21 protein-coding genes and 1 pseudogene are annotated in these 22,923 nt (G+C 59.9%); 3 read left to right on the forward strand and 19 right to left on the reverse strand.

Annotated features, from left to right (window positions below):
• The first annotated feature begins 1 nt into the window (after position 1).
• Both lexA and L904_RS11825 read left to right on the forward strand, forming a co-directional pair.
• Positions 2 to 724 carry a transcriptional repressor LexA gene (gene lexA / locus L904_RS11820; RefSeq protein WP_035261730.1) on the forward strand — a complete coding sequence of 241 codons (723 nt, stop codon included), beginning with the start codon at positions 2 to 4 and terminating at the stop codon, positions 722 to 724.
• 273 nt (positions 725 to 997) lie between these two features.
• Positions 998 to 1,675, forward strand: coding sequence for a glutathione S-transferase family protein (locus L904_RS11825; protein ID WP_035261728.1), 678 nt, complete (start codon positions 998 to 1,000; stop codon positions 1,673 to 1,675).
• 20 nt (positions 1,676 to 1,695) lie between these two features.
• On the opposite strand, the gene L904_RS11830 is transcribed toward L904_RS11825, so the two are convergent.
• Positions 1,696 to 4,125, reverse strand: a complete 2,430-nt coding sequence (locus L904_RS11830) for a ComEC/Rec2 family competence protein (protein WP_035261741.1) — start codon at positions 4,123 to 4,125, stop codon at positions 1,696 to 1,698.
• A 307-nt stretch (positions 4,126 to 4,432) separates the two neighbouring features.
• On the opposite strand from L904_RS11830, the gene gltA reads away from it, so the two are divergent.
• On the forward strand, positions 4,433 to 5,722 hold the full coding sequence (gene gltA / locus L904_RS11835) for a citrate synthase (RefSeq protein ID WP_003502585.1): 1,290 nt from the start codon (positions 4,433 to 4,435) through the stop codon (positions 5,720 to 5,722).
• Positions 5,723 to 5,798: 76 nt separating this feature from the next.
• Here gltA and L904_RS11840 read toward each other — a convergent pair whose 3' ends face one another.
• The 18 genes and pseudogenes from L904_RS11840 to rpsB all read right to left on the reverse strand — a co-directional run bounded on the left by L904_RS11840 (position 5,799) and on the right by rpsB (position 22,857).
• Positions 5,799 to 6,533 (reverse strand): amino acid ABC transporter ATP-binding protein, encoded by a 735-nt coding sequence (locus L904_RS11840; protein WP_035217484.1) that lies wholly within the window; start codon positions 6,531 to 6,533, stop codon positions 5,799 to 5,801.
• Positions 6,511 to 7,170 carry an amino acid ABC transporter permease gene (locus L904_RS11845; protein WP_035261725.1) on the reverse strand — a complete coding sequence of 220 codons (660 nt, stop codon included), beginning with the start codon at positions 7,168 to 7,170 and terminating at the stop codon, positions 6,511 to 6,513. Before L904_RS11845 ends, L904_RS11840 begins: the two co-directional genes overlap by 23 nt.
• Positions 7,167 to 7,838, reverse strand: coding sequence for an amino acid ABC transporter permease (locus tag L904_RS11850; protein ID WP_035261720.1), 672 nt, complete (start codon positions 7,836 to 7,838; stop codon positions 7,167 to 7,169). Before L904_RS11850 ends, L904_RS11845 begins: the two co-directional genes overlap by 4 nt.
• A gap of 82 nt (positions 7,839 to 7,920) precedes the next feature.
• Positions 7,921 to 8,706: a transporter substrate-binding domain-containing protein gene (locus tag L904_RS11855; protein ID WP_035261717.1), complete on the reverse strand. Its 786-nt coding sequence runs from the start codon at positions 8,704 to 8,706 to the stop codon at positions 7,921 to 7,923.
• 6 nt (positions 8,707 to 8,712) lie between these two features.
• Positions 8,713 to 9,423: a GntR family transcriptional regulator gene (locus L904_RS11860; RefSeq protein WP_035261715.1), complete on the reverse strand. Its 711-nt coding sequence runs from the start codon at positions 9,421 to 9,423 to the stop codon at positions 8,713 to 8,715.
• Between the two features lie 163 nt (positions 9,424 to 9,586).
• Positions 9,587 to 10,771: a lipid-A-disaccharide synthase gene (lpxB, locus tag L904_RS11865; protein WP_035261712.1), complete on the reverse strand. Its 1,185-nt coding sequence runs from the start codon at positions 10,769 to 10,771 to the stop codon at positions 9,587 to 9,589.
• The gene (locus L904_RS11870) at positions 10,768 to 11,634 is read right to left on the reverse strand and encodes an LpxI family protein (protein WP_035261709.1); all 867 of its coding nucleotides are present in this window, start codon (positions 11,632 to 11,634) and stop codon (positions 10,768 to 10,770) included. Before L904_RS11870 ends, lpxB begins: the two co-directional genes overlap by 4 nt.
• A 3-nt stretch (positions 11,635 to 11,637) precedes the next feature.
• The gene (lpxA, locus tag L904_RS11875; RefSeq protein ID WP_059762558.1) at positions 11,638 to 12,453 is read right to left on the reverse strand and encodes an acyl-ACP--UDP-N-acetylglucosamine O-acyltransferase; all 816 of its coding nucleotides are present in this window, start codon (positions 12,451 to 12,453) and stop codon (positions 11,638 to 11,640) included.
• Complete coding sequence (gene fabZ, locus L904_RS11880) at positions 12,450 to 12,917, reverse strand: 3-hydroxyacyl-ACP dehydratase FabZ (protein ID WP_003521400.1); 468 nt, start codon at positions 12,915 to 12,917, stop codon at positions 12,450 to 12,452. Before fabZ ends, lpxA begins: the two co-directional genes overlap by 4 nt.
• A complete protein-coding gene (gene lpxD / locus L904_RS11885; protein ID WP_003521402.1) occupies positions 12,910 to 13,977 on the reverse strand; it encodes a UDP-3-O-(3-hydroxymyristoyl)glucosamine N-acyltransferase in 1,068 nt (355 codons plus the stop codon). Before lpxD ends, fabZ begins: the two co-directional genes overlap by 8 nt.
• Before the next feature lie 49 nt (positions 13,978 to 14,026).
• Complete coding sequence (bamA, locus tag L904_RS11890; protein ID WP_035260572.1) at positions 14,027 to 16,351, reverse strand: outer membrane protein assembly factor BamA; 2,325 nt, start codon at positions 16,349 to 16,351, stop codon at positions 14,027 to 14,029.
• A 199-nt stretch (positions 16,352 to 16,550) separates the two neighbouring features.
• Entirely contained in the window at positions 16,551 to 17,672 is a 1,122-nt protein-coding gene (gene rseP / locus L904_RS11895) for an RIP metalloprotease RseP (RefSeq protein WP_196248046.1), read from the reverse strand.
• Positions 17,673 to 17,721: 49 nt separating this feature from the next.
• On the reverse strand, positions 17,722 to 18,555 hold the full coding sequence (locus tag L904_RS11900; protein WP_003521405.1) for a phosphatidate cytidylyltransferase: 834 nt from the start codon (positions 18,553 to 18,555) through the stop codon (positions 17,722 to 17,724).
• Positions 18,555 to 19,298, reverse strand: a complete 744-nt coding sequence (locus L904_RS11905) for an isoprenyl transferase (protein ID WP_035260567.1) — start codon at positions 19,296 to 19,298, stop codon at positions 18,555 to 18,557. The genes L904_RS11900 and L904_RS11905 overlap by 1 nt, the downstream gene beginning before the upstream one ends.
• Before the next feature lie 65 nt (positions 19,299 to 19,363).
• A pseudogene (frr, locus tag L904_RS11910) lies at positions 19,364 to 19,920 on the reverse strand (ribosome recycling factor).
• Positions 19,921 to 19,983: 63 nt separating this feature from the next.
• A complete protein-coding gene (gene pyrH, locus L904_RS11915; protein WP_003502561.1) occupies positions 19,984 to 20,706 on the reverse strand; it encodes a UMP kinase in 723 nt (240 codons plus the stop codon).
• 97 nt (positions 20,707 to 20,803) lie between these two features.
• A complete protein-coding gene (tsf, locus tag L904_RS11920; protein ID WP_003521408.1) occupies positions 20,804 to 21,730 on the reverse strand; it encodes a translation elongation factor Ts in 927 nt (308 codons plus the stop codon).
• A gap of 359 nt (positions 21,731 to 22,089) precedes the next feature.
• Positions 22,090 to 22,857, reverse strand: coding sequence for a 30S ribosomal protein S2 (gene rpsB, locus L904_RS11925; protein WP_035262376.1), 768 nt, complete (start codon positions 22,855 to 22,857; stop codon positions 22,090 to 22,092).
• Positions 22,858 to 22,923 lie beyond the last annotated feature (66 nt).

Genomic DNA, 22,923 nt, shown 5'->3' on the forward strand with positions numbered 1-22,923 from the left:
CATGCTCACGCGCAAACAGCAGGAATTGCTTCTCTTCATTCATGAAAGAATGAAAGAGTCCGGCGTGCCGCCCTCCTTCGATGAAATGAAGGACGCACTCGATCTTGCCTCCAAATCCGGCATCCACAGGCTGATCACCGCACTCGAAGAGCGCGGCTTCATTCGCCGGCTACCTAACAGGGCGCGGGCGCTGGAAGTGATCAAATTGCCTGAGGCCTATGCTCCGGGTGCAAGGCCGCAGCGCGGTTTCTCGCCGAGCGTCATCGAAGGCAGCCTCGGCAAGCCGAAGACGCCGGAACCGGCCCCTGCCCCCAAGGCGCCGGCCAATGATCTCGGTGGCGCGGTCACCGTGCCGGTCATGGGCCGCATCGCCGCCGGTGTGCCGATTTCCGCCATCCAGAACAACACCCATGATGTGGCCGTGCCGGTCGACATGCTCGGTTCGGGCGAACATTACGCTCTTGAGGTCAAGGGCGACTCGATGATCGAGGCCGGCATTTTTGATGGCGATACCGTCATCATTCGCAACGGCAATACGGCCAATCCGGGCGATATCGTCGTAGCACTGGTGGATGATGAAGAAGCGACCCTGAAGCGTTTCCGCCGCAAGGGAGCCTCCATCGCTCTGGAAGCGGCCAATCCCGCCTATGAGACCCGCATTTTCGGACCGGACCGGGTGAAAATCCAGGGCAAGCTGGTTGGACTGATCCGCCGTTACCATTAATTGGCAACCCGCCTTTTTTCGCTAGGGGCGTCATCGAAATGATGGCGCTCCCTTTGAGGCATGTTGGCTTGTTCCCTGGAACAATGCGGCCCTGCGGAAGTAAAGAGAGGGGGTGTTTCTCCTCATCTCCGGGCGGTGACTTGGATATACCTCCTTCTCCCTGCCCTCAACTTCCCATTCATCAACGCGGCTTATGGGAGCCATGGATTATTTGCAATATTCCAAGGGCCATCCGCCGGTATAGAAATGCGCGTCATATCGGGGAAACACGTCATGTACGATCTTTATATCGCCAACAAGAACTATTCCTCATGGTCGCTGCGGCCTTGGGTATTGATGCGCACGCTCGGCATCGCCTTCGATGAAAAACTCGTTCCCTTCGGCGAAGGCGTTTCCTTCTCCACCTTCTCGCCGACCGGCAAGGTGCCCTGCCTTGTCGATGAGGGCGTGACGGTTTGGGAATCGCTGTCGATCGCCGAATATCTGGCGGAAAGACATCAGGGCGTCTGGGCGAGCGACAAGCAGGCAAGGGCCTGGTCACGGTCGGCGGCGAGCGAAATGCATGCGGGCTTTTCCTCGCTGCGCAATCTCTACCCCATGTCGGTCGGCATTCGCGTAAGACCGAAGGGTGGCGATGCCGGGCTTGCGGCCGATATAAAGCGCATTGATGTGTTGTGGAGCGAAGGTCTCGCGAAATTCGGCGGGCCTTTTCTTGCCGGCCAGAAATTCACGGCGGTCGATGCCTTCTTCTGCCCGGTGGCATTTCGTTTCCAGACTTATGGCGCGGAACTTTCGCCCGCGGCGAGAGCCTATTGCGACCGGCTGCTCACCCTTCCCGCCATGCGCGAATGGTACGAGGCCGGGCTGAAGGAAGTCTGGCGCGATGCGGCGCATGAAGAGGAAATTAGCGGGATCGGCGAATTGACCGCGGATCTGCGCATCAAGGCCTGACGGTCCATGCTGGCGGCACTTTATTGCGATGCCGCCAGCAGCCGCATGATGGGATCGGGCACGTCGCGATCGAAACGGCCGCTTTTCCAGTCGTAATAGCGATGTTCGCTCCAGGGCCTGTCCATTCCGGCGATTGCCGCGCGCAGCCTGCCGACTACCCCTGCCTGATCGCTGCCGGCGAAGTCCATTTCCAGCGAACCGATCCGCCGCAGGATATCGCGGTTCAGCAGAAGTGCGCCCGAGCGGCATTGGGAAAAGGACGTTCTGCGGGAGACGATAACGATATCGGCAATATCGCAAGCCTTTCCGGCAAAGCGGCCATCTTCCAGAACGATGATCCATTCGCCGCTTCCCGCGCGCGCAACGCACCATATGCCTTTGCTGCAAGTGAAAACACCGGGCTCGGCGTCTCTCAGGGCCGCTGTCATCTGCCGTGCAACCGCGCTCATCTCTTGCGGATCAAGCTTCGCCTTCGGGGCCAAAGCCACGGTTTTTGCCGTGGTCTCGGTCTTTAGAAAGACCGGCGGCACAGGCTGTTCCGGCAAAAGCAGCGCCCTTTGCCATTGGCCATAAACGAAACCCTGCGGCTGAACCTTCGTCGTGTAGGCTTTGCCGTCTTCCAGCAGCGCCACCAGCTCGCCATCCTCATGAACAAGCAAATCGGGCGGATCGCGATAGGCCGTGGCGGACGACAGGCCGAAGGCGAGGAACAGAATCGGCATCCCCAGAAGCGCAAGCCGGCTGCGCAGCAATGTCAGCAGCAGAAAACCAGCCGAGGCGAGCCCCAGAAACCACCCGTGCGGCCGGCCCGTCGCAGCGCTTCCGCCCCAGGACGCCACCTCCTGCGCAACCTCGATGACGAGGGCCATGCCGTATCCCATGACCTTCAGGAATGGTGCGTCTAGCCCGAAAGGCATCAGCAGCATGGCGACAAGGCCGAAAGGCATGACGATCAGCGACATCAGCGGCATGGCGGCCAGATTGGCGAAAAGTCCATAGGTGGTGACACGCTGAAAATGCTCGACCGAATAGATCGCCGTCGAAAGACCGCCGATCAGCGAGGTTGTTATGACACCGCCAATAATGGCGCCCGCCGTTTGCGCCACCGTCATCCATGCCGGTTTGCGCGCGATAAACAGACGCTCGCGATCGATACGCCAGCGGCTCCAGGCGGCATAGGAGGCGACAAGCGCGATGGTCGCGGCAAAAGACATCTGAAAGCTCGGGCCCATGATTTCCGAGGGGGAAAAAGCGAGAATGACCAAAGCGGAAAGCGCGACATTCCTGAGACTGAGCGAGGGTTGATCGAACAGCACCGCGATCAGCATCACCGACATCATCAGCCAGGCTCGCTCTGCCGAAACGGCGAAACCTGAAATCAGATAATAGGCAAGCGTCATCAAGAGTGCGGTGAAAGCCGAAATCTTCTTCACGGGCCAACGCTGCGCAAATGCCGGAAAAAGGCTGAAGGCAAGCCTCAGCCCGACGAAGAATATGCCCGACGCCAGCGCCATGTTGAGGCCGGATATGGCGACGATATGGGCAAGGCCGGAAAGCCGCAACGCTTCCATCGTTTCGGCGGATATGGCCTGTCTCTCATCGGTGACGATGGAGGCGGCAAAGGCGCCGGCATCGCCGCCGATGGTGTTGCGGATGCGCTCGGCAATGGCGGTGCGAAGGCCATAGAGCCGCATGTCGGCCCATTCCAGCCAGTCGGTCTTCGCGTCGATGCCGGGTGAAGCGACCGTCTGTGGCGGCTTATAGAAGAATCCGGTCGCGCCTATGCCCCTGAAATAGGAGGCGAAGGCGAAATCGTTAAGTCCCGGCAAGGCCGGGCCGGATGGCGGCGAAAGCCGCGCCTTGCCACGAATGGTCGCGCCGAGCGCGGCGGGCTCGCCTCCCCCACGTAACAGGAGCGAGACCTTCTCCGGCGGGCGTGACAATGCAGGCGCTTCCGTTGCGGTGAGTTGCACCACATATCGCCAGTCCCCGCGTGCATCCACCTCCCGGCGGGTCACCGTGCCGGTAATGGTGGTGGTGACGGGCGTATCCAGCACCACCGTTCCCGCACGCCATGTTTCGACCCCGGCGAAAAGCATGCCCAGCAAAAGCAGCGCGAAAAGGCCGCAGGCCGTCGCTGCGAAGCCCGAGCGATATTTCGCGAAGAACGCCAGGCCGGCGGCGATGAAACATGTAATCGCCAGAACGGAGAATGAAGGCGAGGTATTGAGAGAAAACCAGAGGATCGCACCGCAGCCGATGAAAACCGGAACGAAAAGAAAGTCGTGGCCGAATGCGCGCTCCTCGGCGAAGCATACGGCGATTTTTTGAGAGGCGACAGCTCGCAGGTTCGGCTTGCCGACAAGGGCGGGCGTGTCATATGCCGCGACATCGCCGGTTCTGCGAAGTGGATAAAGGATTTCCGTCGTGCCGGGCAAATCGCCCTGCATCGTTTCGGCATATCTGAAATGCTGTTTTTCCCCTTGACCGAGCAATCCGCGCCGCGCCCCTGCCGCACCGGGAACAGGTTTGCAGGCGGATGCGAGGGATTGCAATCCTTTCCTTTAACCCTGCGTTGACTGAGATTGAATTGCCATCGCCGGGAAAGACGAGAGCAGAGCGATTGCGTTTGCCGCAATGCACAATTTGACCTTTGGATAGCTTGGCATCTGCGCAAGGATCATATAGCTAATCGGTAGACGCTTAACCGCGGGGCGTGTCTCAACGCCCCCACCCGCATGTTTTCGGAGGATCAGTATGACGGAAAAAAGCGCTACAGTGACACTTGGCGAAAAGCAGGTCGAACTCCCGGTCAGGGAAGGCACGATCGGACCAAGCGTCGTCGATATCGCCACGCTGTACAAGCACACGGGCTCTTTCACTTACGACCCGGGTTTCACGTCGACGGCCTCCTGCGAATCCAAGATCACCTATATCGACGGTGACGAAGGCGTTCTCCTGCATCGTGGTTTCCCCATCGAGCAGCTCGCCGAACAGGGCGACTTCCTGGAAACCTGCTATCTGCTGCTTTACGGCGAACTGCCGACCGCGGCTCAGAAGAAGGATTTCGACACCCGCGTCACGCGCCACACCATGGTGCATGAACAGATGAGCCGCTTCTTCACCGGCTATCGCCGCGATGCGCATCCGATGGCCGTCATGTGCGGCACGGTCGGCGCTCTCTCTGCCTTCTATCACGACTCGACCGACATTACCGATCCGCACCAGCGCATGGTCGCTTCGCTGCGCATGATCGCCAAGATGCCGACGATCGCCGCCATGGCTTACAAGTACCATATCGGCCAGCCCTTCGTTTACCCGAAGAACGATCTCGATTACGCCTCCAACTTCCTGCACATGTGCTTTGCCGTGCCCTGCGAGGATTACAAGGTCGATCCGGTTCTGGCCCGCGCCATGGACCGCATCTTCATCCTGCATGCCGATCACGAGCAGAACGCCTCCACCTCCACGGTGCGTCTTGCAGGTTCGTCGGGTGCGAACCCCTTCGCCTGTATCGCGGCTGGCATTGCCTGCCTCTGGGGCCCGGCTCATGGCGGCGCCAACGAAGCGGCGCTCAACATGCTCAACGAAATCGGCACGGTTGACCGTATTCCGGAATATATCGCCCGCGCCAAGGACAAGAACGACCCGTTCCGCCTGATGGGCTTTGGCCACCGCGTCTACAAGAACTACGACCCGCGCGCCAAGATCATGCAGAAGACGATGTACGAAGTGCTGGAAGCCACCGGCAACTCTGACGATCCGATCATGCAGGTCGCGCTGGAACTGGAAAAGATCGCCCTTTCCGACCCCTACTTCGTCGAAAAGAAGCTTTACCCGAATGTCGACTTCTATTCGGGCATCACGCTGAAGGCGCTCGGCTTCCCCACGACCATGTTCACCGTTCTCTTCGCTCTTGCCCGCACCGTCGGCTGGATCGCACAGTGGAACGAAATGATCGAAGATCCGCAGCAGCGCATCGGCCGTCCGCGCCAGCTCTATACGGGCGCCGGCAAGCGCGACTACGTTCCGGTTTCCAAGCGCTAAGCCGCGAAACCCTATAAGATCAAAGGCCGGCAGGTTTTCACCCGCCGGCCTTTTTTGTTGGGCATCCGAACGGTGCTCAATGGCGTGCAGCAACGCCCAGGAACTGCTTGAGTTCGGGTGTCGCGGGATTGGAGAACACCTCTTCCGGCGGGCCAATTTCATGCACCCTGCCCTCATGCATGAAGACGACGCGGGAGCAGACGTCGCGCGCAAATTTCATTTCATGCGTCACCATCAGGAGCGTCATGCCCTCGGCGGCGAGTTCCCGCACCACGGCCAGCACTTCCGCCACCAGTTCGGGATCGAGCGCCGAGGTGATCTCATCGCACAGCAGCGCGATCGGCTGCATGGCGAGTGCACGGGCAATGGCGACGCGCTGCTGCTGGCCGCCGGACAATTCGTCGGGATAGGCATCGAATTTATGCGCCAGCCCGACCCGTTCCAGCATCTTGCGGGCAACGGCTTCGGCTTCCGGCTTTGGGGTCTTCTTCACCACGGTCTGCGACAGCATGACGTTGCCGCCGACGGTCTGGTGCGGGAAAAGATTGAACTGCTGGAAGATCATGCCGACCTTCAACCGCAGGGCTTTGAGATGCAGATCGTCTTCGAGAAGCTGCGCGCCGGCGACCGATATGGAACCGGCCGAAATCGTCTCCAGCCCGTTGATGCAGCGAAGCAGGGTCGATTTTCCCGATCCGCTCTTGCCGATGATGGCGATGACCTCGCCCGGCTCGACATCGAGATTGATGCCCTTCAGAACCTCGTTGCTGCCATAGCTTTTGCGGACTTCAGTGATTTCGATGAGCGACATTGAGCTTCCTTTCGAGGATCTGGCTGCTCTTCGACAGAGGCCAGCACAGCGCGAAATAGATGAGGGCGACGAGGCCATAAACGGTGAAGGGCTGGAAGGTGGCGTTGGTGACGACCGTGCCGGCCTTGGACAGTTCCACGAAACCGATGATCGAGGTCACGGCCGTTCCCTTGATGACCTGCACGAAGAAACCGACGGTCGGCGGAATGGCGACCCGCATGGCCTGCGGCAGGATGACGTAACGCATCTGCTGCAGGCGTCCCATGGCAAGGCTTGCCGATGCCTCCCATTGGCCCTTGGCGACGGATTCCACGCAGCCGCGCCAGATTTCGGTGAGGAAGGCCGCTGCCCACAGGATCAGCGTCAGACCTGCCGCGAGCCAGGCCGGCACATCGATGCCGAACAGGCCGAGGCCGAAAAAGGCGATGAAGAGCTGCATCAAAAGCGGCGTGCCCTGGAAAAGCTCGACATAATAGCGCGCAAAAACCCGCATCGATTTTTTCCGGGAAATGCGCATGAACAGCAGAAGCAGCGCCACCAGGCCGCCGCCGACGAAGGAAACGAGCGACAGCAGCACGGTCCAGCGCGTGGCGAGCAGCAGGTTTCTGAGAATATCCCAGGTGGAGAATTCGATCATCGGACACTCCTGCGCGGAAAAATGAGGTTGCCGCCCATCACCAACACCTGCCGGAGAAGGATGGCGAGCACGAGATAAATGACGGTGGAGACCATATAGGCTTCGAAGGCGCGGAAGGTGCGCGACTGGATGAAATTGGCCGCGAAGGTCAAATCCTCGGCGGCGATCTGCGAGACGACCGACGAGCCGAGCATGACGATCACCACCTGCGATGAAAGAGCGGGCCAGATGCGTTGCAGGGACGGCACCAGCACCACATGCCGGAAGGTTTCGAAACGGGTCATGGCAAGGCTTGCTCCCGCCTCGAACTGTCCCTTCGGCGTCGCCTGAATACCGGCGCGGATGATTTCGCAGCTATAGGCCCCGAGATTGACCACCATGGCGATATTGGCGGCGGTCAGCTCCGACAATTGCAGGCCAAGCGATGGCAGGCCGAAAAAGATAAAAAACAATTGTATGAGGAATGGCGTATTGCGAATGAGCTCCACATAGGTCGCGACCGGCGGCCGCAGCCATTTGGGCCCGAGCGCGCGCACCCAGGCGCAGACGATGCCGAGGGCGATACCGAGAACGCCGCCGATGGCAATCAATTCCAGCGTAACGGCGATGCCTTTGGCGATCTGCGGATAATAGTCGAGAAGCCATCCAAAATCGAATGTGTATTTCACCCGATGCTTCCTTTCGGCGAGGACAAACCATGCGCCGGTCCCACCTCAAGGCGAGGCCGACGCATGCATTTTGCCGGGTTGCTCAGAGATCCTTAGGCAGGTCGGTTTTCAGCCATTTCTGCGCGATCGTGTTCAAGGAACCATCGGTCTTTGCGGTGGCGATGATGGCGTTGACCTTTTCAAGCAACGCCGGTTGTTCCTTGTTCAGGCCGATATAGCAGGGCGAATTCTTGATCAGGAACTTCAGCTCGGGACGCTTCGGTGGGTTCTTGGCGAGAATGGCGGCGGCTACGACATTGCCCGTGGCGACGGCTTCCACCTGGCCGGCGAGGAAGGCGGAGATCGTGCCGTTATTGTCCTCATAACGCTTGATGGTCGTATCGGCAGGCGCCACTTTCGTCAGTTCCAGATCCTCGACGGCGCCACGGGTGACACCGATGGTCTTGCCGGACAAATCTTCCGCCTTGGTGACGGCAACCGAATCCGGAGCGAACACGCCGTTGAAGAAAGGCGCATAGGCGGTGGAGAAGTCGATGACCTTTTCACGGTCCGGGTTTTTGCCGAGGCTCGAAATCACGAGATCGACCTTGTTGGTCTGCAGATAGGGAACGCGGTTGGCGCTGGTGACCGGCACGAGTTCGACCTTCACGCCCAGCTTCTCGCCGATCAGATTGGCGACGTCGATATCATAACCCTGCGGTGCCATATCCGTGCCGACGCTGCCGAATGGCGGGAAATCCTGCGGGACGGCAACGCGGATCGTGCCGCGGGAGGTGATATCACCGAGCGCATCGGCAAAGGCTGCGGGCGAAAAGCCGAGCGTTGCGGAAATCGCGGCGATGGCAAGCAATGAACGTCTGGAAATCATTGGGAATTACTCCTTGGGGCTTGAGGAAAGAGGCTGAAGTGAAAGGGAATTGCGAAGCTCGTAGAGCGGATCCGGCCTGCGGGTGAGATCGAGACCGGTTTCGACTTCGTCGAGATGGCGGATGGCGAGTTCGGCGGCGCCATAAAAATCGGCAGCCTTGATCGCTTCGAAGATACGGCAATGTCCGTCATGCGATTGCTGCGCATGGAAATCGGACTGATAGAGCATGGAAATGAGGATGGTTCTGGCCGTCAGGTCGCGCAGCGTTTCGACGATGATGTCGTTGCCGGCGATTTCAGCGATGCGAATGTGGAAGTCGCCCATCAGGCAGGTCAGGCGCTGGCGGTCGCCTTTGGCAATCGCCGCCTTCTCCTCATCGAGATGATCGGCGAGGATGGCGATGCCTTCGGCGCTGACGCCGGAAAGATTGCGCAAGAGCCCATATTCGATGATGCGCCGCGCCTCATAGACCTTGATGGATTCTTCGGCGGAAGGCTCCACCACGAACCAGCCCCGGCGCGGGCTGACGGTGACGATGCCGCGCGTCTCCAGCCGCATCATCGCTTCGCGAATGCGCGTGCGCGACACGCTGAAAAGGCTGGCGAGCTGGTTCTCGCTGAGGCGGGTGCCCGGACGAATGCGAGCGGAAAGGATGCCGGAGATGATGGCGTCTTCTACCGCGCTCTGGGCGCTTTCTGATGTATGGCTATCTTGCATACAAGATTGAAAGCAAGAGGTGTGCCAGACGGAAATTTATGGGCCGGGAGCCATCCGATGGTCAGCCGTTTGCCGCACTAACGATCAAATGCAGTAAAATCGCGCCCTCGCCTGCCTGCATCGGCAGCAGGACGGCAGCCCGTGAGAGCGAGAGCCTATATGATTATTGTGAGGGACGAGCTTTGCTCTTCAGGACATCGAGAAGAATGCGCGCGCCGGTTTCGCCCGGAGGCACATCCGTGTGCAAACGCTGCTGCACGAGTGCATATCCTTCGAGCATCGCCTGCCGCTCAATGGTATCGGAAGACAGACGCTCGGCCCAGCGCAGCATCGAGCCTGCCCTTACCACCTCGTTGAAATATTCGGGCACGACGGCGTAATCGGCAATCAGGTTCGGCAGCGCCCCTGTCCAGGTCTTCACACGCTTGCTCAGCATGGTGAAAATCCAATCCGTCTTGTAGACCGAGATCGTCGGTACGCCCGCGAGTGCGAGTTCCAGAATGACCGTGCCGGAAGCGGCGACGGCCGCATCGGCTTCAGCAAACGCATTCCATTTGAAAGCGGAATCGATACCGATTTCGGGCCTGATATCCTCCGGCCATGAGGCCGCCAGTTCGCGGATACGTTTTTCCTGGCGCGGCACGGTGGGCAACAGAAACCGCGTCGGACCGTTGCGCTCGACAAAAGCCCTCGCCGCCGCCTGAAACGGCTCCATCAACCGCGTTGTTTCAGTGGAACGCGACCCTGGCAGGAGAAGAATGGTCTTCGGTTCGCCATCCGCCGGCAGGGAACGTTCCGCCCGCTTCTGGCGCACTGCCAGCACATCGGGGTCGACGCTGAGGCGATGACCGACAAAAGTTGTCGGCGGACCGCCGAGACGGCGCATGGCTTCCGGCTCGAAGGGCAGCAGAGCCAGCACGTGATCGACATAGGAGAGCATCGCGGTGGCGCGATATTCCTTCCACGCCCAGACGCTGGGGCAGACGTAATTGACGACCGGCAGATGCGGCAATTGCTGCCGGACTTTTTTCGCAACGCGATGGGTGAAATCCGGGCTGTCGATAATCAGCAGAATATCGGGCTTTGCGGCGGCGATTGCCTGAGCGGTCTGGTTGATCCGCGCAATGAGCTTCGGCAGTTTTTTCAGAACCTGCGTAAAGCCCATGATGGAGAGTTCGGAATAGTCGAACAGGGAAACCAGTCCCTGCGCTTCCAGCGCTTCGCCTCCGACACCCACCAGCTCGACAGGCCCCGTATATTGGGCCTTGAGCGAGCGGATCAGATCCGCACCCAGAAGATCGCCGGATACTTCCCCGGCTATGACCGCCACTTTTAATGCCGCCGTCATCCGATCATGTCTCCGCCAAGTGATGTATCGATGCCGCAGACGAATATGCCCGCCTCATCGGCCGCTTTCAACATCGCCTCGCGATCGAGCACCAGCGCCCGCCCGGCTTCGACGGCGATGCCCGCCAGCCCGGCTTTTCGCGCATTCTCCACCGTTTCCACACCGATTGTCGGCAGGTCGGCGCGCACATCCTGCTGCGGCTTGCAGAGCTTTACGAGCACACCCCTGCGGCGCGGGGATATACGTCCTTCGGCGCGCAATGCCGCAACGCGCGCCAGCATGGCATCCGTGCCCTCAACGCCTTCCAGCGCGACGATACGGCCACCGACGGCGACGGCTCCCTGCCCCACATCGAGCTTGCCGAGTGCAAGCGCGGCCTCAGCCGCCTTGCGTATATCGCGCAGATCATCCTCGGCAGGCTTCTGCGCGCCGAAAGGGCCTATCGCGGCCAGCAGGCCGGGGGCGATCTCGTGAGCGCCGATGACTTTTGCACCGAGCGTACCGATGATTTTGATGACCATCTGCAGAACGGCGTCGTCGCCGCTCGACAGCAGCGTCCTCACAATGGACGGCAATTTGAGCAGGATGCCAAGCGTGGGGCGGATCTCGCGCCATTCCGGACGCCGCGCCACGGCGCCGGACAGCACGACACGGTCTACCCGGTTTTCGCGCAGCAGACGGCCAAGCCCGGCGACATCGCCGACACTGATGACGGCATTGTCGAAACCGCTCCAGTCGAAACGGGAATCATCGCGCAACCGCACGATGAAAGGGTTCTCGCCCATCTCACGGGCGGCGGCCGCCACATAGAGCGGCAGCTGGCCGCTGCCGGCCACAATGGCGAGACGCCCGCCGCCTGTCACGGCTCACTTGCCCCGGTTGGGCGAAGAGATCGCGCGGTCGCTATCCGCACCGATGAAATCGATGACTTCAAGCGCCTGCGGGCAATCCAGATAATCGTTACGGTCGATGGCCGCTGCATTGCCGCGGATCGTGCCTTCGGCCTCGAAAATCGCCTTGTAGACGCGTCTGACCTTGTGAATATCGGCGCGCTCGATGCCGGCACGGGTCATACCGACGACGTTCAGGCCGCCGAGGATGCCGGGATTGCCATTCAGCATGCCATAGGGAATGACATCGTAATTGACCGCCGAAAGCCCGCCGATAAAGGCCTGGCGGCCAATGCGGGTGAACTGGTGCACGGCACAGCCACCGCCGAGAATAGCGCGGTCCTCAATGGTGACATGGCCCGCCAGCATGACATTGTTGGAAAGCACGATGTGGCTGCCGAGGCGGCAATCATGCGCCACATGCGAATTGGCGAGGAAGAGATTATCGTCACCGATAACGGTCTTGCTGCTGCCATCGGAACTGCCGGCGTTCATCGTCACGCCTTCACGCATGATGCAGCGCTCACCGATCTCGAGAGTCGTTTCCGAACCGTCGTGGCGAATTGCCTGCGGCGTGCCGCCGATGACCGCCATGGGATGGACAACCGAGCCACGGCCGATGACGGTCAGGCCGGAAACAACGGCGTGATTGTGCAGCTGGACATCGTCATGCAGCGTGACTTTCGCGCCGACATAGCTCAGCGCACCGATGACGACGTTTTCACCGATCACCGCACCGTCTTCGATCACGGCGCTCGGGTGAATTCTGGCCGAGGCGGCAATCGTGCTCATTGCTGATCCTCGGGGATCATCATGGCACCGACATCTGCCTCCGCCACCAGCGCGCCGTCAACCTTCGCCTCGCAATGGAATTTGAAGACATTGCCGCGCTGACGCTGCTTGACGACATGGATTTCCAGACGATCGCCAGGGATCACGGGCTTGCGGAACCGCGCATTGTCGATTGTCATGAAGTAGACTAGGTGACCGCCCTCACCCTGGCTGCGAGCGCAGATCGCACCCGCCGTCTGGGCCATGGCCTCGACGATCAGAACGCCCGGCATGATCGGTCGGTCCGGGAAGTGACCGGTGAAATGCGGTTCATTGACCGTCACGTTCTTGATGCCAATCGCCGAGTTGTTACCGTCGATCTCGATGATCTTGTCGATCAGCAGGAATGGGTAACGATGCGGCAGAAGCTTCATGACTTCCAGAATGTCAGCCGCGCCGAGCGCCGTCTTCGTTTCTTCAGTCATTGTTTTTCTCTCCTGTTTTTTTATCACGCCCTTCAGCGCGCGCCAGAATTTCGGCCATGTCGCGCAGGAAATATTTCATCGGACGCGCGGGCGTGCCGCCATAACGGGCGCCTGCCGGCACGTCCGCCACAACACCGCTCATCGCCGCGATCTGTACGCCGTCGCCAATGTTGATATGGCCATTGATGCCGGCCGCACCGCCAATCATCACACCGTCGCCGATGCGGGTGCTGCCCGCAATGCCGACCTTGCTGACGATGCCGCAATGGCGGCCGATGCGGACGTTGTGGCCGATCTGGACCTGATTGTCGATCTTGGTGCCTTCGCCGATGACCGTGTCATCCATGGTGCCGCGATCGATCGTGGTGTTCGCGCCAATCTCGACATTGTCCTGAATGATGACCCGGCCGATCTGCACGATCTTCAACATGCCGCGCGGACCGGGCGCATAACCGAAACCATCCTGACCGATGCGCGCGCCGTTATGGATAATCACATTATTACCGATGAGGGCCGCAAGAACGCTTGCGCCGCCGGCAATGGTGCAATCGCGCCCGATCTGCACATCCTGTCCGATGATGACGCCGGGACCGATCCGAGTGCCCGCGCCGATATGGGCGCCAGCTCCAATCACGGCGAGCGACTCGACGATGACACCCGCCTCCAGCTTCGCGGATGGATCAACATGCGCAGCATGGGAAATTTCAGCTTCCATCCGCGCGATCGGACCCGGACGCATGGCGGAAGGATGCAGCAAGGCACCAACCTGCGCAAAAAGCGTGTGAGGGTTTTTCGATATCAGCGCAGGGGTGTGAGACGGAAGCATGTCTACAAGGGCGGCGTCACAAATGACGGCGCCAGCGTCGCAGGTCTGCAGCTCATCGCGGTTCTTGCGCGAAAGAATATAGCAGAGCTGATCGGGTTTTGCCCGGTAGACCGGCGCAACGGACCGAATGATCCGCTCTCCCGCCGCGTCATCAGACAGTTCCGCCCCAAAACGGTCTGCGATATCTTTCAATCGCAGTCCCTCGTGGGGCGGAAAAAAGGCGTTGTATTCCATCAGCCGGAAACTCCAGAACGTTCAAAGTTGCAGTTCTGGACTGCCGATATCAGAAAGTGTTGGACATGCCAAACCGGAAACGCTGTTCCTCGTCGTAGTCTTCCTTGGCGAAAGGCACGGCGTAGTCGACGCGGATCGGACCGAAGGGCGACGCCCACATCACGCCGATACCGGCGGATGCGCGGATGGAGTTGTCGTCCTTCACACCGGCGCTGTTGGCAACCTTGTTGCCATAGAGCGTGCCGGCATCCACGAAGCCAGCGAGGCGCAGGCCGAAATCTTCCGGAACGCCAGGCATCGGAGCCGTGACTTCAGCAGAAGCGGCGAAATAGGTCGTGCCGCCGATGGAGTCGGAACCGATGCGCGGACCGATACCATCGTTCTTGAAGCCGCGAACCTGACGGCCGCCGAACTTGAACTGATCGAATACCAGCAGATTGTCGCCCGTCGGCATCACGTGACCGGCCTGGCCGGTGAGCGAGCCGATGACATCGTACTCATCGGAAAGCGTGTAGAAGAAGCGAGCCTTGGCGTAAATCTTGTAATATTCGGAATCGCCGCCGAGACCTGCAAATTCGTTCGTCAGAGCAGCCTGCCAGCCTTCGCGCGGCATGTTGCGGTCATCGAGCGTATTGTAGTTCAGCGTGTTCGAAATGATGGACTGCGTCCAGTCACCGCCACGGATCAAGTCCTTGTAGGGCTCGGCAAGGTTGCTGCCGGTTTCCCAGTCGCCCTCACCGTCATAATTGATCTGCTTGTACGTGTACTTGAACGTCGTCGAGAGGTCTTCGGTGATCGGCGCAGTCACGCGCAGCGAGAAGCCCTGCTCGTCATAGTCATAATAGTCTTCGCTGCGGCTCTGGCTCTTGAACAGGTCGAAACCTGCGGCAAGGCGGTAGCCGAGGAAATAGGGTTCCGTGAAGGACAGCGTATAGCTGCGCGCATCGTCTTCACCCGCACCGGCGGCGAGACGGATGTACTGGCCGCGGCCGAGGAAGTTCTTTTCTTCGATGGAGGCTTCGAGCAGCACACCGTCGTTCTGCGAATAGCCGGCGCCGATACCGAACGAACCCGTCGACTGATCTTCTACGTCGACAACGATGACGACGCGGTCAGGCGCACTGCCGCCGGCGGTCGAAATATTGACCTTCGAGAAATAGCCGAGCGCTTCGAGACGGCGCTTTGCAGCCGTGATGACCGTCTGGTTGAACGCATCGCCTTCGGAAATATCGAACTCGCGACGAATGACATAGTCACGCGTGCGGGTGTTGCCGCGGATTTCAATACGCTCGACATAGGCGCGCTCGCCCTGGTCGACGATGTAGGTCACACCGATGGTGTTGCCAGCCATGTCGCGGTCGCCGCGCGGCGTTACGCGGGCAAAGGGATAACCTTCGCCGGCCACGCGCTTGGAAATCGCTTCCATGCTCTGCTGAACTTCCTTGGCGCTGTAGCTTCCGCCCTGGTGGGTTTCCACGAGGCCCTGAAGCTCCGAACCGTCGACGCCCGGAACGGTCGATTCGACCGCGACATTGCCGAAGTTGTAACGCTGACCTTCATCGACCGTGATGGAGATGGTGTATTCGTTCTTGGACTCGTCCAGCACAGCCTCGGAGGACACGACACGGAAGTCGGCGTAACCGCGGTTGTAGTAGAACTGGCGCAGCGCCTCTTCGTCGGCGCGCAGCTTGTCCTCGTTATAGACGTCCTTACGCGTCAGGAACGACAGCATGTTGGACTTCTTGGTATTGATGACGGCGGCCAGACGACCATCGCTATAGGCATTGTTGCCGACGAAATCGATACGGCCGATCTTCGTGCGCTCGCCTTCATTGATGACGAAAGCAATGTTCACACGGCCCTGACCGACGGAAACGGTCTGCGTGGTGACTTCAACGTCGCTACGGCCGATGGCGGCATAGGCTTCCTTGATGCGGGCAATATCCGCCGTCACGATGGCCTGATTGAACGGGCCGAGGGACTGGGTCTGCACAACGCCGGCGAGCTTGTCGTCCTTGATCTTGCGATTACCGTTGAAGACCACCTGGTTGACGAGCTGGTTCTCATTGACGGTCACGACCAGCGTGCTGCCGGAAACGCGCATGGAGACATTCGAGAAATAACCGGTGGCGTAAAGACGCTTCACCGATTCATCGATGTCCGAATTGGAAAAGTTCTTACCCGGCGCAATGGTGATGTTGGAACGCACGGAGTCCGCACCGGACCGGTCGGCCCCGCGAACATCGATCCTGCTGATGACGGCCGCATTTGCAGCGCCAGCAGAGGCAAGCACGCCAAGGCCCGCAACCGAAGCAACACCGGCAGACAGAGCAACCGCCGACACAGCGTTCAAAAATCTTGAACCAGCCTTCATTTCAATTCTTACCTTTTTACGTTGTCCCTCAGCGGGCGGAACCCGACTCCGGCCATGTGCGTCGTTTTACCTGCTTTTCCCCTACAAGCAAGCGCGAACGTTAAATTCTGTTTACTTCGTGCTCCAGAGTGGCTCATTCGCCACTTCGGCATAAAAACAAGGTAAACAAATAACTAACAAAACCGTTAAAACACAATCCTCAGCCGATCAAGCTGCTGATATCATTCCATGTTGCAAAAACCATAAGACCCAAAATCATCATCATCCCGATACGGAACGCGACTTCCTGCGCGCCCGCGCCGAGCGGCCTGCCGCGAATGGCCTCGATGGCGTAGAACACCAGATGCCCGCCGTCCAGAACCGGCACAGGCATCAGGTTCAAAAGACCGATGGAGACGGAAAGAACGGCGGCAAGCTGGATAACGGCGGAAATGCCGAGCGTCGCCATCTGGCCGGAGGCCTGCGCCACACGCACCGGACCGCCAAGCTGATCGGCGTTCATGCGCCCTGTCACGAGATTGCCGATATAGTTGAATGTACCGGTGATGACGTGGCCCGTTTCCCGCACGCCTTCGACCAGCGCCTCGGACGTCGAATATTCGATATGGCGGAAATTGCCGCTGGTCTGGTCGGTGACGATGCCGATAATGCCCATTTCCAGCTTGTTGCCGAACTGGTCTGTGGTTTCGGTGCGGGTCGGGACCATCGGCAGCTTCAGCTCCTCGCCCGCCCTTTCGACCGTCACCGTGATCGGCGTGCCCGGCCGGATGCCGACGTAACGGCGGACATCCTCGAAGGTCATCACTTTTTCGCCATCGATCGCCACCAGCCGGTCGCCGGGCTGCACGCCCGCGGCGGCAGCCGCGCTGTTTTCACGGACTTCCGCCACGACCGGATCGGCGATCATCCGGCCATAGATACCGAAGAGCACCGCGAAGATGAGAATCGCGAGAATGAAATTGGCGATCGGGCCTGCGGCAACCGTGGCCGCCCTTTTCCACAGCTTAGCGCCGGAAAGCGTCTGCGCCCTCTCCTCCAGCGACATATGCGACAGGCCGGAACTATCCGGCTTGCTCGCTGCATCCTCATCGCCGAAGAACTTGACGTAACCGCCGAGCGGGATCGCGGAAATCTTCCATCGCGTGCCGCGCTTGTCGGTGAAGCCGATCAACTCCGGGCCGAAGCCGATGGAAAATGCGGTGGAGCGGATGCCGCACCAGCGACCGACCAGATAATGGCCCATTTCATGGACAAAAACGAGCAGCGACAGCACCAGGATGAAGGGCACGATATAGCCGGTCAGAAAGCCGGTCGCCGCCATTACTGTGTTCATGACAATCTGCCCTTTGTGTCGTGACCTTTCGCGCCGCTCAGAAACCCGGCAACAGACCGCCGCCCGATCCGGGCACGTCGCCGGTTGCCGCCGCATGCACGAAAGCAATGAGGAATACCGTAAAGCAGGCGAAAACAAGACCGTCGACACGGTCCATGAAGCCGCCATGGCCCGGAATGAGATGACTGGAATCCTTGACCTGGAAACGCCGTTTCACGAAGGATTCGAAGAGATCGCCGATCTGGCTGAACACCGAGAGGATAAGGGCGAGCCCCAGCACCAGCACGCTGATCCTGCCGTGATAGGCCATGGACACCGCGCCGCCGCCGATCACGGCCGCTACCGCCCCGCCGATGGCGCCGGACCAGGTCTTGCCGGGCGAGATCGAAGGCGCAAGCTTCGGCCCGCCAATGGCGCGTCCGACGAAATAGGCGAGAATATCCGTCGACCAGACGACGGCGAAGATAAACAGGATGGACACGAAGCCGGTCAGCTCGTCGCCACGGATGGCTGCCAGCGATATGCCGCTCAGGCCCGCATAAAAAATGCCGCCCACCAGCCACCAGTTCCTGCCGCGCAAAATTGGAAACAGCGCCGCCGTCAGCGTGAAGCCGGATAAGAGCGGCAGATCGAGCGAGGATTCTCCGAATATCGTATTGCCGGCGATGACGGCGACCGCGAACCAGCCCCAGGCATTGCCCGTCGAATTGGTCTCCGACAGCCGGGTAATCGTCGACCATTCATAATAGATGAGGATCGCCAGGAGGCCCGCGACGATGCGGAACAGAATGCCGCCATACCAGGTCGCGGCCAGAATGACCGCCGCCATGACGATTGCGGACACGATCCGCAGTCTGAGTTCACGGCTCATCAGGCGCCTGCCACGGCAACCTGCTCGGTGAGTGCACCGAAGCGGCGGTCACGCGTTGCATATTGCTCGATTGCGAAGAAGAATCGCTGGCGGTCGAAGTCCGGCCAATATTCGGGAACGAACAGGAACTCGGAATAAGCGGCCTGCCAGAGCAGGAAGTTCGACAGGCGCTCTTCGCCGCTGGTGCGGATGATGAGATCCGGATCGGGCATCCCCGACGTGTCGAGTCTGGCCGAAATCATCTCCGGCGTGATGGATTCGGCATTAAGCCGGCCTTCGGCGACATCGCGCGCAATCGCCGCTGTCGCACGCGCAATCTCGTCGCGGCTTCCGTAGTTGAAGGCGATCACCAGCGTCAGCTTGGTATTGTCCGCCGTCATCTGTTCCGCCTCTTCGAGGAGAGAACGGATGTCGTGCTTCAGCCCCTGCCGGTCGCCGATGATCCGCACGCGGACATTTTCGCGGTGCAGTTCCGCAAGATCACGCCGGATGAAGGCTTTCAAAAGCCCCATCAGATCGCTCACCTCGGATTCGGGTCTGCGCCAGTTTTCCGACGAGAAGGCAAAGAGCGTGAGATAGCGTATTCCGCAATCGCCGGCCGCGCGCACGGTCTCGCGCACGGCCTCCACACCGCGGCGATGCCCCATCACGCGCGGAAGACCGCGCTGCTTTGCCCAGCGTCCATTGCCATCCATGATGATGGCGACGTGCTCGGGTATGGAGGAACGTGTCGTCGTCGGCATATCGATCCAGTAACAGGGCAGCGCGGAATTAAAACGAATAAAATACAGGTCTATCGCGAACGATATCAGACCTGCATGATTTCCTTTTCCTTCTCGGCAAGCAAGCGGTCAATTTCCGAAATCGTGTCATCGGTCATTTTCTGAACCTTTTCCGACTGTCCACGGCTTTCGTCCTGACCGATGTCACCGTCCTTTTCGGCTTTTTTCAGACCATCCATGCCATCACGACGCACATGGCGAATCGCCACCTTGGACTTTTCGGCATAATCGTGGGCGACTTTGACGAGCGATTTGCGGCGCTCCTCGTTGAGTTCAGGCAGAGGAATGCGCAGGTTCTGGCCGTCGACGATGGGGTTGAGGCCGAGATTGGATTCGCGGTCGCACGGTCGACGGCGTTGACCATCGACTTGTCCCAGATGTTGACGCCGAGCATGCGCGGCTCCGGAACGGTGATATTCGCAACCTGGTTCAGCGGTACGCGCGAGCCATAAGCCTCGATGGTGACCGGATCGAGAATATTGGCCGAAGCGCGGCCGGTGCGAAGCGATGCGATATCGCTCTTGAATGCATTGATGGCGCCGTCCATACGGCGCTTGATATCGTTGAGGTCAACACCACTCATCTTGATACTCCATCTTGTCGGCCAAGCCGGCCGTAATCGCCCCTTGAGGCGGCATCGTTTTGATTATTTGTCGTGCACGATGGTCTTGCGGCCGCCGCCGGTCAATATCTGCGCAAAACCGCCCTTCTCGTGGATCGAGAAAACAATGATCGGAATATGGTTTTCGCGGGCAAGTGCGACAGCTGCGATATCCATGACCGCAAGGCCCTTGCCGAGCACCTCGCTATGGGTCAGCTCGTCGAAACGGGTCGCCGTCGGATCCTTCTTCGGGTCGGCGGAATAGATGCCATCCACCTGCGTGCCCTTGAAGATGGCTTCGGCGCCCATTTCCGCAGCGCGCAAGGCCGCGGCAGAATCAGTGGTGAAGAATGGGTTGCCCGTACCGCCGGCGAAAATCACCACACGCCCTTGCGCGAGATGATGGAGCGCCGCACGCTGCGAGAAGCTCTCACAGATTTCAGGCATGGCGATTGCGGAAAGAACGACGGTATCGATGCTGAGCTTGCGCAGCGAGGTTGCGAGCGCAAGCGCGTTGATGACGGTCGCCAGCATGCCCATATGGTCGCCGGTAACGCGGTCGCCGCCCTTGGAGGCCACGGCAACGCCACGGAAAATATTGCCGCCGCCGACGACAACGCCGACTTCGACGCCCATCGCCCTCGCCTCGGCGATATCGGAAGCGATGCGGTCAGCCACCGCCACATCGATACCGAAACCCTGATCGCCCATGAGGGCTTCGCCGGAAGCCTTGAGAAGAACGCGTTTGTAGATCGGCTTGGAAGACATCATGACTCCTCGGAAATGTAACCGAAACGCGGATACACGAAGGGCACCGCGTTGTCACGCGATGCCCTCCCGTTTTCCCAAGATTGGGTAAATATAATCAGCCCTTGGCGACGGCTGCGACTTCGGCTGCGAAATCGCTTTCTTCCTTCTCGACGCCATCGCCGAGCAGCAGGCGAACCATGCCCGTCACTTCGATGGAAGCGCCGGCTTCCTTTTCGGCTTCCTTGACGGCAGCGCCGACGGTCAGGTCCGGGTTGATGACGAAAGCCTGCGACAGAAGGGCGACTTCTTCGAAGAACTTGCGCATACGGCCATCGACCATCTTTTCGATGATGGCTTCCGGCTTGCCGGATTCGCGGGCCTGTTCGATGAAGACGTTGCGCTCGCGCTCGGCAACGGCGGCGTCGACTTCTTCAGCGCGGATGGCGAGCGGGTTGGTCGCAGCGATGTGCATGGCAACCTGACGGCCGATGGAGTTCAGAACGGCCTTGTCGCCTTCCGACTTCAGGGCAACGAGAACACCGAGCTTGCCGATGCCGTCGCCGGCAGCGTTGTGGATGTAGGTCGCAACAACGCCGTGCGGAACTTCGAGCGCTGCCGAGCGGCGGAGCGTCATGTTCTCACCGATGGTGGCAATCGCGTCCTTGATGCTGTCGGCAACGGACTTGCCGGTTGCCGGATAGGTGGCAGCGGAAACAGCGTCAACGGTGCCGTTGGTGGTGAGGGCAACCTGGGCGATACCGCGGATGAGGTCCTGGAACGCATCGTTACGGGCAACGAAGTCGGTTTCGGAGTTCAGCTCAACGACGACAGCCTTGTGACCCATGGTGGCAACGCCGACCAGACCTTCGGCAGCCGTACGGCCGGACTTCTTGTCGGCCTTTGCGATGCCCTTGGCGCGCAGCCAGTCGATCGCCGCTTCCATGTCGCCATTGGTCTCAGCAAGAGCCTTCTTGCAGTCCATCATGCCTGCGCCAGACTTTTCGCGCAGTTCCTTCACCATTGCGGCTGTGATTTCGGTCATTGTTTGCCTCTTATCGGTTCGATCGGTCAGCCGGCGGAATTTGCCGTGCCGAAGTTCTGGGTGATGACTGTACCCGGCCGCACACCCTTTGAAACCGGAGAGGATTTCAGGAAAGGGGCATGCGCATTCCCAAGTGCTGCGGCGTCTCCATGCATCGAGATGATGGGTGCCGCTGAAGTATGACAGCGTTATGAAGACTGCCTTCCGTTTCAACCGCATCGGACGCCAGCGATTTCATAAAAAACGTGGCGGAGCGCTTGAAACGAACAAGGCCGTCAACCCATTGAAGGTCTTTGACGGCCTTGTCATATCCTGGTCGAGGAGACGGCGACCGAGATCGCCGCCAGACAGGGCCTATATCAGGCGCCAGCCTCGTCTTCGAGAGCGGGCTCGATCGGAGCTTCTTCCGAAGCGCCGATGTCGCGGCCGGAAGCGCCCTGCTGACGGGCAATACCGTCGATGGCAGCGCGGGCGATCAGGTCGCAGTAAAGCGAGATGGCGCGCGAAGCATCGTCGTTACCCGGGATCGGGAAGTCGATGTGGTCCGGATCGCAGTTGCTGTCGATGATCGCAACGACCGGAATGCCAAGACGCTTGGCTTCTTCGATCGCGATCTTTTCCTTGTTGGTGTCGATGATGAACATCAGGTCCGGAACGCCGCCCATATCGCGGATACCGCCGAGAGCCTTTTCAAGCTTTTCGCGTTCGCGCTCGAGGTTCAGGCGTTCCTTCTTGGAGTAGCCGGAAGCTTCCGAGTTCAGGATCTCGTCGACCTTGCGCAGGCGCTGGATCGAGTTGGAGATGGTCTTCCAGTTGGTCATCATGCCGCCGAGCCAGCGGGAGTTGACGTAGTACTGGGCCGAACGCTTTGCGCTGTCGGCGATGATTTCGGACGCCTGGCGCTTGGTGCCGACGAACAGAACGCGGCCGCCGCGAGCGACGGTGTCGGACACGACCTGAAGGGCGCGCGACAGCATCGGAACGGTCTGAGCCAGGTCGATGATGTGGATGTTGTTACGGTCGCCGAAGATGTACGGCTTCATCTTCGGGTTCCAGCGGTGCGTCTGGTGGCCGAAGTGAACACCAGCTTCCAGAAGCTGGCGCATAGAAAAATCGGGCAATGCCATGCCTTGTTACTCCTTTTCCGGTTTAACCCCCGCGAAGCGAACAGCACCGATTTTAATCGACACCAC

It is taken from the genome of Agrobacterium sp. LY4, from assembly GCF_001526585.1.
Taxonomy (GTDB): domain Bacteria; phylum Pseudomonadota; class Alphaproteobacteria; order Rhizobiales; family Rhizobiaceae; genus Agrobacterium; species Agrobacterium leguminum.